The 13,275-nt window shown below is 40.1% G+C and carries 8 protein-coding genes; 2 read left to right on the top strand and 6 right to left on the bottom strand.

What is annotated here, in order from left to right; all coding sequences use genetic code 11:
- The first annotated feature begins 222 nt into the window (after positions 1-222).
- Positions 223-732: a hypothetical protein gene (locus H4O18_RS11455; protein ID WP_187584664.1), complete on the top strand. Its 510-nt coding sequence runs from the start codon at positions 223-225 to the stop codon at positions 730-732.
- Between the two features lie 243 nt (positions 733-975).
- Positions 976-2,292, top strand: coding sequence for a Gfo/Idh/MocA family protein (locus tag H4O18_RS11450; RefSeq protein ID WP_187584662.1), 1,317 nt, complete (start codon positions 976-978; stop codon positions 2,290-2,292).
- 88 nt (positions 2,293-2,380) lie between these two features.
- Here the strand turns inward: H4O18_RS11450 and H4O18_RS11445 are convergent, their stop codons facing one another.
- The 6 genes from H4O18_RS11445 to H4O18_RS11420 form a co-directional block, all read right to left on the bottom strand.
- The gene (locus tag H4O18_RS11445) at positions 2,381-4,999 is read right to left on the bottom strand and encodes an alkaline phosphatase D family protein (RefSeq protein ID WP_187584660.1); all 2,619 of its coding nucleotides are present in this window, start codon (positions 4,997-4,999) and stop codon (positions 2,381-2,383) included.
- Positions 5,000-5,136: 137 nt separating this feature from the next.
- Complete coding sequence (locus tag H4O18_RS11440) at positions 5,137-6,228, bottom strand: DUF5007 domain-containing protein (protein ID WP_187584658.1); 1,092 nt, start codon at positions 6,226-6,228, stop codon at positions 5,137-5,139.
- A 22-nt stretch (positions 6,229-6,250) separates the two neighbouring features.
- Positions 6,251-6,895, bottom strand: a complete 645-nt coding sequence (locus H4O18_RS11435; protein WP_187584657.1) for a fasciclin domain-containing protein — start codon at positions 6,893-6,895, stop codon at positions 6,251-6,253.
- A gap of 30 nt (positions 6,896-6,925) precedes the next feature.
- Positions 6,926-8,461, bottom strand: a complete 1,536-nt coding sequence (locus H4O18_RS11430; RefSeq protein WP_187584654.1) for a RagB/SusD family nutrient uptake outer membrane protein — start codon at positions 8,459-8,461, stop codon at positions 6,926-6,928.
- Positions 8,462-8,480: 19 nt separating this feature from the next.
- Positions 8,481-11,672, bottom strand: coding sequence for a SusC/RagA family TonB-linked outer membrane protein (locus H4O18_RS11425; RefSeq protein ID WP_187584652.1), 3,192 nt, complete (start codon positions 11,670-11,672; stop codon positions 8,481-8,483).
- Positions 11,673-11,888: 216 nt separating this feature from the next.
- Positions 11,889-13,253, bottom strand: a complete 1,365-nt coding sequence (locus tag H4O18_RS11420; protein WP_187584650.1) for a Gfo/Idh/MocA family protein — start codon at positions 13,251-13,253, stop codon at positions 11,889-11,891.
- Positions 13,254-13,275: the final 22 nt, after the last annotated feature.

The raw sequence follows: 13,275 nt of genomic DNA, 5'->3' as shown, positions 1-13,275 counted from the left end.
GTTTTCAATTTTATAGGGTTACTTTAAAAGTACTGCTTATACTTTAATTTTGAGTGTCGCGCATGAAATATCATTAATGGAATTTGGAATTTTTTATTAAAATATGGTCCGCTATCGTTTAACACATTTTTAACCAGACAAGGTTCTGGATATCAGTTCTATTGGCATTTTTTTTGTGGCTAATTATCTAAAAAAAAGGAAGTTCAATTAAAAATTTTTAAAATGAAAAAATTTGTGTTCGCCCTTTTGTTGGGCTTTATGGTGGTTGGAGGCCAAGCACAGAACGACAGGAACAAATCTAAAGCTGATTTGGCAGAAAAAAATACGGACAGTCTTTCTATAGATAAACCGAAAATAAGCTGGAAGGTGGATAAAAAATATGACGAGGAAGGAAACGTTATAGGCTATGACTCCATTTATTCCTTCTCCTATGACAATCTTGGCAACTTGCCCAAGGAGATGAATCTGGATAGTATTATGAATTCAATGAAGTTTTTTCCCCAAGGCAATTTATCATCGTTTTTTGAGGACCGTGATTTAGGTCGGTTTTTTGATCAGGATTCCCTGATGAACGGAAACCAATTTTTTGATGATTTTTTTGAAAGACAACGAACCAATAATTTTTCGGATATGCGGCAATTATTCCAACAAATGGATTCCCTTCAGAATATGATGATGGAGAAACACAGGAATTTTGTGCCGGATGAAACCAAAAGTAAATCCAAAATATAGGAAAGCTCCCGTCTTATTGGAAAGAATATATAGAGGCTATTTTTTGATGTAAAGTAAATTAATCTCTGCTATTTTAAGATAATAATGAATATTTAACATAATTCATACCATTCTGTAAAAATGTACATTGTACGTTTCCAAATTAATCTCTATCTTGACCACCCGTACTTGTCCTTAAAATTTTGGGGCGAGTCACAGCACATTTAATTTTTAACTGTAAAAACTAAACAAATTAAAAAAGCCATGACCAATATTAAAAATAGTAGAAGAGATTTTGTTAAAAGCAGTGCCTTGGTAACAGGGGCAATGATTTTACCTACCATGCAGATGGATGCTATGGTAAATGTAGCCAATGATAAAAAATTAAAGATTGCCTTAATTGGTTGTGGTGGTCGTGGTACCGGTGCTGCCCAACAGGCATTGCGGGCAGATCCCAACGTGGAATTGGTGGCTATGGCCGATGCTTTTGAAGATAGATTACAAGGCAGTCTAATGAATTTGCAAAAGGAATTCAAAGACACTAAAAAAGTAAATGTGCCCAAGGCAAATCAATTCGTAGGTTTTGATGGGGCTGAAAAAGCAATAAACCTGGCAGACGTGGTTATCTTGGCCACTCCTCCTGGATTTAGACCACAACACTTTGAATATGCAGTTAATGCTGGTAAACATGTGTTTATGGAAAAGCCTGTAGCTACAGATATACCTGGAGTAAGGAAGGTATTGGCAGCAGCGCAAGTAGCTAAGGATAAAAAGTTAAATGTGGTTGTAGGTCTTCAAAGACATTATCAGGACAACTATTTAGCTGGGTTGCAACAAATAAAGGATAACAAAATTGGAAAAATAGTATCTGGCCAGGTTTATTGGAACAGTGGGGGAGTATGGGTTAGAGAGAGACAACCTGGACAATCCGAGTTGGAATACCAGATGCGTAACTGGTATTATTTTAATTGGTTGTGTGGTGACCATATTTTGGAACAACACATTCATAACATAGATGTTGCCAACTGGTTTATTGGAGAGTATCCAATTTCAGCTCAAGGATTTGGAGGTAGACAAGTAAGAACTGGAAAAGACCATGGTGAAATTTTTGATCATCATTTTGTAGAATACACCTACCCAAGTGGTGCTGTAATCGCCAGTCAATGTCGTCATATGCCAGAGACCATGAGTAGGGTAGCGGAAACTTTCCAAGGAACCAAAGGGACTATTGAAACTTACGGGGACAATACTTTTATTAAGAATTACGATGGAGGGGAAATATTTACACATCGTGGTAAAGATGATCCAAACCCTTACCAAGTGGAGCATATTAAACTTTTCGAATCTATCAGAAACAAGGGAGTTATCACAGATGCGGAGAATGGCGCTATGAGTACTATGAGTGCCATTATTGGTAGAATGGCCACCTATTCCGGCCAAGTAATTAAATGGGAGGAGGCAATGACTTCCAATATTGATCTTGCACCGGATAACTTAACTTGGGATTCACCGGCACCGGTTCAGCCTAATGCGGATGGTACTTATAACATACCAATTCCAGGCAAGACGGTCGTGATCTAAAAAGTAGGTTCAGTTAATATAAAACCCCAATTTTTCTTAAGTATTTAAGAAAAATTGGGATTTTTTCTGTTGCTCAAATAGCTATTTATTAAATAAGGTCAATTTCAATAACCTTTTTATTTACTCTTTTAGCCCTGATATTTTTTAAGGTCCTACTTTTATCGTTTTCCACATCCTGGATAACGATGGTATATTTTCCTCCATCGAAGACTTTGGGGGCAAAGGTGTTTGTTGCCATTCTTATTGAATAAACCAGCCGGTTATTTTGATCAAAAACCGAAATCACCGGTTTAAGCTTTCCTGCAACTTTTATTTTTGGTAACCAAGCAACAGCTTTACGACCATAATTGTCCTCTTGTTTTATAGTGATTGGCCATCCTGGGAATTGCTCATTTTTATCGCTTATGGGGTCGGCATATCTAGGCCAACAGGCCGTAGTTATGGTTCTTTCTTTTTTATTGAAGGTTACCAAGCCATATCCTGTGGCCCTATTGTGAACCATGGCAGGCTCAATCCCCGTATTGAAAGGATTGCCTACGGCATGGACAGATATTTTATTCCCAAATCCGTCCTCATGATTACCCACATAGGAGGGATTTTCGTAGGTGTGTTGATCGCTTTTTACTTCTGGCCAGAATCTACGTGGCCAAATATTGTTTAATGCTGGCCCAGCAAAAGCGTAACCACTGTCGCCATGTTGATCAATGCCGTATTGGATAAAACTTCCTAAATGCTGATCTCCGGCAATCTGAAAGGCAAAACATTTCCGAATGGCCTTTACTGCTTTATCCCTTTCGTTTGCCGGCCAACCATTGGAATCCATGTCCACGGTAGGAACATCGCCCAAAACGTATTCCCCTTTTTTGGGAATCGGCAAGGAGGGAACCACATCATCATTAAGGGCAGTTTTTGGTAAGGTCGCCACAGTGGCAAAATTGGTCTGGGAAAGTACCACTTTCATTTCTACACTATTGTTCCAATCTTGGGTCCAATGATCAATAAAATTGTGCTGTCGTTTTCCCAAAAGTACAGCATCCAGGTTCCGGTGTTGTTTTATATCGAATTCTTTGTTTTGTATCCATCCATTTCTAACCTTGGCCTCAGGTGGCAAAACATGCTTGGGTGCCGATTTGAATTTTCGGTCCTCCAAGATGGCAAAACTAAGTCCGCCGTAGTTCCAAGTTGTATAATAAACACCGATATTCTGTTGTACTGGGGTAGGGTCGTAGGGATCCGGTAAATGACTGGTTTGTGTAAATTGGACCATATTAACCCATTCGGCAGGCATTTTATATCCACCCGAATCCTGTGCCAACATTCCATGTCCTTCACTGGTATCGGCCTTTTTTCCACTCTCACCCCAAACATTGCCGTGATATACATCATGATCATCAGGGATAATGGCGCAGGGTTTGTGCCTAAACAATTCCCGGTAAGACCAACCGAACATCATCCATTTTCGCAAGTAATCCAAACATAGGTCGTCCAGGTCACCACTGCGTTCTGCTCCATATCCACCGGTGCCCTCGTAAAACTGATCACCTAGGAAAAGTACAATATCAGAATTTAATTTGGATACATTTTCTTGGACGTCGTTATCTGGAAAACCATAGTGAAAATTACAGCTAAAAACAGCGGCAGAAACTGCATCCTTGTCCATTGGTTCTTGGGCTATGGTTCCGTCGTAAGTGTATTGGTGGGTTTCGTTTTTTAAAGGAATTTCTACCAAAATACGATACGGAATATCCGTGTTGGCGTTCCAATCTTCAATTACAAAGTTCACTGCCCTGCCAATATGCTCCAATTTGGTGTTTTTTCTGTTTTTCCAAATTCCTTGTTCCTTGAATTGTAGGATAACGGAGTGGCCATCAATCTCTTCAATAGGAGCTAATTGTGCCGTGAGTTTCAATTTATTTCCGTGTAGGGTATATTGTGCAAAACAAATAGGACCGTATAATTGGTCGTTGTTTGAAACAAGATTATCCGCAGCTATACTCCAATTGGAAAATGCTGCAGAAGGTTGGGATACGTGGCTCTTAGCCGTTTTTAAATCAGAGAGCAGGGCAAAATTACCTACAACACTGGTAGCATCAATGGCTATGTTTTCCTGGGCATGTATAAGTTGATCGGTTACGGCATCCAGTATCAAAACTTTTAATTGGTATTTATTTTCTGAAGGCCTAAACTCTGCCACCAATTTGTAGTTATTCGCTATTTGTTTCAGGTTAGTTTCGAAGGTTTGATCTGCTACCTGTAGGGTACCACTGGGGTTAAGTCCTATATTTAATCCCTTGCCAAAAACGGCAGCTGACCTGTAATCCTCAAAGGGACCTTTACATCCCAATCGCATTCCCAAGCAACCTTCATCGGCTGGTGAAATATTTTTATTCATTAAGTTTATGTCCACGCTTACCGTCAATGGAGACAGGTAATCCGTTTTTTGAACGGTCAATAATTGAAGGTTTCTATTTTCAGCACTAATGTTGCAAACAACGGTCCCATTTGTAAGTCGCCAATCCTGCAATCGGTTTCCCCAATATTCGGGACCTACCCATTTCATATCTGGCCAGTTGTGCCAATTGCTCTTAAACTGTATTTCTTCCAACGATTTTATTTGGCCAACTGATCCAAATGGGAATGCCGAAGCGGAAAAGCTGGGCAATAGGGTTCCCAGGGCAATGGTCTTTATATATTTTCTTCTGTTCATGCTGTATTTATTCTGTTGGGGGTAAGCATTATTACTGCATCCTAGGCTAAAAATAGATAAAAAAAATGGTTTGAAATGGGAGCTAAAGTTGCGCCATTACAAACCATTCTTAGATTCTACTTATTTTTTAGATTAAATTATTCCTTAACTTTTGTGTATGGGATTTTCATTTTAATCTCCCAGGTACCGGAATCGTTTATTTTTATTCCCCATCGGATATAGGCTCTATTCATTATCTCTCCCGTTTCTGGATCTAAATATGGAGTCCAGTCCTTGGGTCCATTATCGGCTTCGAAGGCTTCCGTATCTACTGTAAAGGCATCATCCGTGGTCAGGTAATACATTAAATAGGAGTTGGTCCCTGTAGTATACGTTCTTCCGTACTGAGGAAACGGTGGTGCAGGTAACGAGAATGTAGAACCAGTTGCATCTATTTCCGTGTCAATGGAATTGTCATGATAGTTTTGAAGGTAGGTTGATCCGGAGGGATAGAAGACAACCTTTTCAGGATTTAAGGGTTTATCATAACTGTCGGCAATAATCATTTTTACCTTTACGCCCAAAGCGGGCTCCTCGCTTACTTTGGTTACAGTGATGTATGGGTGTGTACCATCCAAAACACTGGGTACTCCGTCGTCAAAATCGTTCATAATGGTAGAGGTATAGGCAATGTCATATGCTCCACCACCTTTGCCCAACTGTAGTCTTGAACGCATTTCTGTTGGGAATTCAACCGGTTGAAAATCATCCAATTTTACAATAACAAAGTCATCCAATTGACGCTCACCCCTTACATTGCTGGCTTTTACGTTTATTTTGAAAATGTCATTATTGGTTACAAACTTACTGGCCTGGGTAAAGGCCAATTGTCCACTCACTTCATTGATCATAATAGTTGGATAATCCCCTAATTCCAACTTTTCTTCTACCAAGGCCAAAGTAGTGTCGGTCTCCGCATTAAAAGCGGATTTCCAAGTTAAAAGCTCGTACTCGTCGTACAGGTCATTGGTAGGGTTGCCCTGGGCATCCGTTATACTGGTAATCTCCCATTTTAAAGGATAGGTAGATCCTTCTATGGCTGGGGCAGCCCCAACTTTAAACACCCCGCGTGGAACGGCAATGGTATCTTCCAAGGCATGTATATTGTCACTGATATAGCCCACTTCCGGCGGCTGACAAGATGCAACCATTACGATAATGATCAGTATGGAATATAATATGTTTTTCATCTTTTTGTTTTTATGGTTTTTATTAGTCCCTTTCGAAATTGAATAAAGTATGGTTTCCCTGAAGGACATGTATCACTCCATTGGTAGAGATTAAATTGGAGGTTTTTACCACCACCTTATCGTCATCATCAATGTTATCCCATTCGTCCCAATCATCCCCTTGTTTATAAGTGAAATAAACATATTCGGGTTTGGAATCCAACTCATTATTATATTGATCTGTTGGTTCCAAAGAAATTCTTCTTTCTTCACCATTCTCGGCAGTATAGATTTTCCCTTGTTCTTTGGTCATGTTTTCCCTTTTAATTTTTCCGGAAAAAATGTAACCTCCCATATATTTGGTTAGAGTGTCTAAAGGAATATCGTTTACGGTATATTCCGCTTCTGGATCTGTCTCCCTCATATCGGCCAAAACACTATTGACGTAATTCTTAATGGAAAGGTTATTGGGAGCAAAGATGGTGTTGTTTCCATTCACCAAATCTGCCATTCCCGCTTTTTCGATTAAAATTGCCAAAGTATCCAATTGACTATGAGATTTGAAAAATTCCATGGTGGTTGTTCCGACTTCAGAACTACTGATGCCACCGTCTATGAGGTAGTTTCCATCCTTATCACAGGAGTAAAGAACTACGACGGCGGTTAATATGATTATTATTTTTTTCATCGTTATTGTTTTTTTATTCTTAAAATTAGCCTACAATTTACCTCTCCAATATTCGGTTTGAATAATGGAAGGATTCCTGGATATAACCGATGGATGGACAGGCCAGAAATATCCTTTTTTGGCATTTCTTGCTTGATTTACCCATGGCACTCCGTCATAATAATCCATCCTAATTCTGTCATAACCCGATTGAGCTTCACCAACAAACTCTATAGCGCGTTCGTCAAAAATGGCTTTCATTAGGGATTCGCGGTCTGTTCCTCCGGTGTAATCAGGTACATTGGCCTTACTTCTTATGGTATTTAGATCTGAAATTGCAGGACCTGATACCCCTTTTCGGGCATTGGCCTCTGCTCTTAGTAAGTACATATCTGCCAATCTGAAAATTAGAATATTGGATTCTGAAAATTGCGCATAGGCATCTTCGGAAGCTGGATCTTGTTCAGAATGCGAATATTTCTGAAGATAGGAGTAATCTGCATTGGTCCCATATTCATAAAAGAAAAGATCTTTACGAACATCGTTGGACCTATCTGCATCTGTGGCCATCATCTCATTCCCATAAAAATCAGGATCAATATAAGGGCTAATACCAGTATTTACGCTCTGCCAAACAGGGTAATTCAGGGTAAGCCCGGTATGGTTATCGTCATATTGTAACAACCTAAAGGATTCGTTCATCTCCGCGCTGATATTAATTTCGAATAAACCTGTCTTGGATTGACCTATACACATTTCATCAAAACCATCCTTACCTTCATTTAAATAATCTATTAAACTAGCACCGCTATTGTTGATTACCGCTGTAGTGGCGTCTATGGATTGCTGTATCATCTCCACATTATCGTTATCCCTGCTCGCATACCAAAGGGTAATATGGGCTTTTAATGCTTCTGCACTTGCCTTGTTGGCAGTTATGGCCCAATTGGAGGCACCAGGAGTTGAGTACTGTAATAATCCAATGGATTTGTTAACAGCTTCAAGCGCATAATCCAACACTTCCAGCTCGTCCACCCTTGGAGTCTCAACGATATATCCATCTTCACTGATAAGTTGGTCAGAACTTTCAATGGATTGCTCCACGACAGGTACATCTCCCCAGATACGGGCCATATAGAAATAGGTCAGTGATCTAATGAACGCTGCTTCTCCTAAAATCCTATCTTTTTCGGTCTTGGAATCGAACATTTCCACAGGCATATCGTTCACATATTGTTCTATAGTATAGGCCCAGTTAGCTGCTCTATAGAAGTTTTTCCAGTTGATGGATGCATCTCTATATGCCAAGACGTAATTACCACTACCTTCAATATAGTTTACGATCCAGTTACGACTGTTCATAAAGGTCATCCCGGTCCACTCTCCCCAATAAAGGAAATTGGATTGGGTCATAATGGCTTCCTTAAAAAGACCATAAGCTCCTGCTACGGCTTGCTCTGCATTGGCTTGGCTATCCCAAAATACATCGGGATGGGTAATGCTTATCGGCTCCTGGTCCAGCAAATCTGTACAACTCACAGCGCCAAGTAGGCACAGGACCATGATATATATTTTAAAACTCTTCATCTGTTTCATAGTTTTATTATTAAAATTTTGTGTCAATTCCAATAGTGATTGTCCTTGCCTGTGGATATCCGTTACCATAGGTATGTCCTTTGGCATCTACCATGGAGGCATCTACAACCTTTTTAGATCTCTGCCATTGGTATGGGTTTAACATTGCTCCGTAGATTCTTAATCGAGATAGTCCAATGTTCTTCATGAAGTTATCGTTCTGGTCAAAGGTGTATCCAATTGAAGCATTGTTAACTTTCCAATAATCGCCACTTTCTATCCAAAGGGTCTGATTGCCCCTGAAGCCGTAAAATGCTCCAAGTGTTGGACTCTGTGGATATAGTGCAGGAAAGTCTACACCAGCAGCACCATCACCGGGTTGTTGCCAGAATGTATATTCACTGAGGTCCGCAAGTCCGTTTCTTGCCCAGGAATCACCACCTCTATCATAGCTATCCATATAACTGTTAAGAACAGTATTCTTTATATCAGCTCCGAAGGAGAATTGGCTGTAGGCCTGGAAGTACCATTTTTTATACTGTAAGTTAATATTGAAGGAACCTGTAATATCGGGAATAGGAGAATAGTCTGTCGTTAATTTTAGATCGTGCTCCTCATTAAGTAAATAATCCCCGTTAAGATCCTGCCATATTGGAAAACCTGGTCGGATGTTGGCCCAAGCGGATTTACCTTGTAAAGGTTCTCCAGTAAATGGGTTTACAGGCAATTGATCTAGATCATCAATGATATAATCATTAATAAACATTTTATAGAGGTTTATAGGGCGACCTACAACATAACCGTAATCTCCTCCAATGTAATCCTGGTTGCCATTAGGCAATTTGGAAATGTAATTTTTGTTTTGCGCAAAACCTGCGGACAATTCCAACCTCAGGTCATTGGTTCGTGGAAAAACATGGTAACGAAGCATAGACTCCCAACCGTAGTTTAATACACCTGCTACGTTGGTAGGGGCTGAGTTGTACCCGGAATAGGCAGGGAAGGCAACGTCAAAAAATAGCTTATCCGTACTCTTGTTATAGGCATCAAATGCCAAACTTACCCTTCTGTTGAACATATCCAGGTCAAAACCGATATTCCATTGTTTGGTTTCCTCCCAAGAAAGGGACGCATTGCCAATTTGGTCATAATTTGGAATAACGCCGGTTACCCCGCCATAACTGGAAACATTCATTTGGTTTGCCCAATGTACATTACCACCGTAACCTAGATTGTATTTTCCAAAACGAAGGTAGTTTTCTGGAAATTGCTTCCCGTTGATACCCCAGCTACCTCTAATTTTTAAATAATCTATAAAATTGGAAATATGAGGTTTAAGAAAAGGCTCATCGGAAATAACCCAACCCGCATTAAAGGAAGGGAACTTGGCCCAACGTACATCTTTACCAAACCTGGAAGAACCATCGATACTGAAGTTTCCTCCTACCATATAACGATTCTTGAATTTATAACTTACACGACCAAAATAAGATACTAAGGCATTGGCACTGATATCCGTATATCCGCCTATCTGGTCTTGGGTATATCTATTGTTGATGGTTTGTATGGCATCACTTCCAAATCCAAAGGCGGTCAAGGCCATATCCTCGTATTTGTTGTAATCTATCCTATTTCCCAATACTCCAGTAACCTCATGGTCATTATTTGCCCCAAGGTTTTTAAATAGGCTTAAATAGGTCTCGGCCGTCAAGTTCTTACGATTATATAAGGCATAACTGGCAAAACCATCTCTTTCTGTCCGTATAGTGGAAGGCTCATAGAAGTTCTTTTTATTACTATCGTAGACGAAACTTAGTTGTGAATTTAGGCTAAGACCGTCCAATAGATCATAGGTGGCAAAGTTGGAAATAGTAAAGTTTACAGTCTTATCCTCGTTCAACTTGCCTTCCAGTTCCCCGCTTAAGGACTGCCTTCTTTCATCGGTAAGATAGAATAGGGAAGATTGAAGTCCGGCCGGATTTACAGGCAGGGACGAGTTAAGGTTAAAACTTCCTTGATAAGGATTTCCCTGGCCTGTTTGCAGATCGGTATGGGTGAATCTGGTAATTAATTGATTCCTGAATTTTTCACCTGCCTTAAAATTAAGATTAGAGGAAAAAGTTACCCTGTCAACCCCGGTTCCTTTTATGACACCTTCCTGGTTATCATAACCCAAGGACATTCTGTAGTTGGTTTTTTCACTTCCACCCCTAACACTAAAGTCGTATTGTTGGTCAATACCGGTCTTGTAGAACAAACCTTGATAATCAACATTGTTGTTAAACGCGGGGTTTATACTATCGGTCAAGACCATTGGAGTTTGTCCACTTTGCAATTCGTCGGTATGCCACCATCTTTGGATCATTTCCATTTTGGTACGGCGTTCTGCCCCCCCTACCAAGATCGGGACCAAGTTTGGTTTTGGTTGCAATCCTAAGCTGGTGGAAAAAGAGAATTCCGGTTTGTCCAGAGCTGCACCTTTTTTTGTTTCAATGATGATAACTCCATTAGCACCCCTAGATCCGTAAATTGCTGCGGCCGAAGCATCTTTTAGAACATCTATGCTCGCTATGTCGTTAGGGTTAAGCGAGGCCAAAAAATCTACGTTGGAGACACCGTAACCGGCCAAATCCTCAAGACTGGTCTGTACCCCATCAATAACGTATAAGGGGCTACTATAGGCCAAATCTGCATCGATATCTCCACCTATACTGGTATTACCACGAATAATTAGGGCTCCTCTACCTGCTGGTGCACCAGTCATATTTACGCTTTGGATTCCAGTTGCCTGGGTAGCGATCAATCCTGATACATCCAAAACCGGTATTCCTTCAATATCGTCGCTCTTAATACTGGAAACAGCACTGGTGACATCTCTTTTAAATACTTTTTGGTAACCAATTAAAACTACATCGTCCAATTGGGTAGCATCAGGAGCCAAGGTGATGTTGATCTGTGTTTGGTTTCCAACTTGGATTTCCTGTGGTTTAAAGCCAAGGTAGGAAACAGCTAAAATAGATTCTGGTCCCTTAATGTCTATATAAAAGTTACCATCAAAATCGGATTGAGTACCTGTAGAGGTTCCCTTGACTACCACGGAAGCGCCGGGTAATGGAACTCCATTGTCGTCGTAAACGGTTCCTTGGACCGTTATATTCTGAGCCTGGGCCAAGTGCACTATACTCAAAATTAGAGTTAATAAACAAATAAGTGGTTTTTTCATTGATCTAGTTTAAATTAGTAATCGGTTGATGTTAAAATTTGAAAAATTCTTGTCGTTTTAAAATCGTTTAAATACTTCCGTTCATATTATTTCAAGGGTTAAATTGGAGAGGAGCGGGTTACTTTTTTTAACCCATTCCATTTTCATGAAATGGGTCTTAAAAAACAACTTACTCAAACAACTCAAAATGTCTTTATGTGATGTATTAGCTGGTATTTAATACGTATCCTTAATCCAGTTATAAGGTTTTCTCTTAATCCAGGTACCTCTGGTGAAATCCGGGAAATCTTGTGGTTCACCATTATTTTCAATGGAAAGTTCGGAGAGTGGCGTAACTGCGCTCCAGGCTGCAGCATCATACGCATCCATTGGCGGTGCTATATTTTCTTTGGCAGATTCTATAAAGGCGTTCATAACATAGAAATCTATTCCACCATGTCCTGCTTCCGTAGCACTGTTGCCAAATTTTTTCCATAAGGGATGATCGTATTTTTCGAGCCAGGTATCCATGTTTTCCCAACCATGTCCTTCAGTAACACCTTCAATATGAATTCGTTGGGTGTGGTAGTCAAAATCGGTAAGCCCTTGTGCACCCTGAACTTTAAACCCTAAGGAATAGGGGTGGGGGTTATTTACATTATGGGTAACAATGATGGTTTCCCCGTTGGAAGTTTCTATGGTAGAAGTAATAATATCTCCCTGTTTAAACTTCAATTTGGCATTGGGATGGTTTTCACCAGCGGTTTCTACAATATATTTATGCAGTCCAACGCCTTTTGTGGCATGTGATGTTAGGGATAAAAAACGATTACCGCGGTTTATATCTGCCATAACAGCTATTGGTCCCAAACCATGGGTAGGATAGACATCTGCATTTCTTAACAAAGAATGTTGCGTTCTCCATGCCGATTCGGAAATTCCTTTAGCTCCAAATTCGGCACCTTTTCCGTAAGCTGTTTTACCGTCATTAAATTTTACACCTCGTAAATCGTGTTGATAACCACATCTGAAATGTAATAGCTCGCCGAACACGTTCTGTTTTACCATATTCAATACAGCAAGCACATCCCTTCTATAGTTTACATTTTCCAATATCATTAGATGGGAACCAGTTTGCTCATGGGTATTTACAAGATCCCAGCATTCCTCCAGGGTATTGGCGGCCGATACCTCAAGTCCCGTATATTTACCCGCTTTCATTGAATCTACCGCCATTTTGGTATGCCATAGCCAAGGGGTGGCAATAACTACTGCGTCTATATCCTGTAGAGCCAATAGATTCTTATAATCCTGTTCATTCTTCCCGAAAACTTTTGCCTTCTTTCCACCTGCTTTTACTATATGGTCCTGGGCAATATCAATGCGGTTTGGGTCTATGTCACAAATGGCAGCTACAACAACATCATTTCTCTTTAGCAGGTTATCGAGATGATTTGTACCTCTTAGACCAACACCAATTACACCTACTCTTAATTTTTGCGGGTCTTTGGTTAAATTAGTTGCCAAACCTAGGTTGGGTAATAGGGCAATACCGGCACCAGTGAGGGCTGTTTTTTTAATAAAATCTCTTCTGTGGTTCATGTTAACTTAATATTATGTTTCA

Source organism: Arenibacter arenosicollis (assembly GCF_014397245.1).
Classification (GTDB): Bacteria; Bacteroidota; Bacteroidia; order Flavobacteriales; family Flavobacteriaceae; genus Arenibacter; species Arenibacter arenosicollis.
Note: the sequence above shows the minus strand (reverse complement) of the source record. Positions and strands in the feature narration are given on the sequence as shown.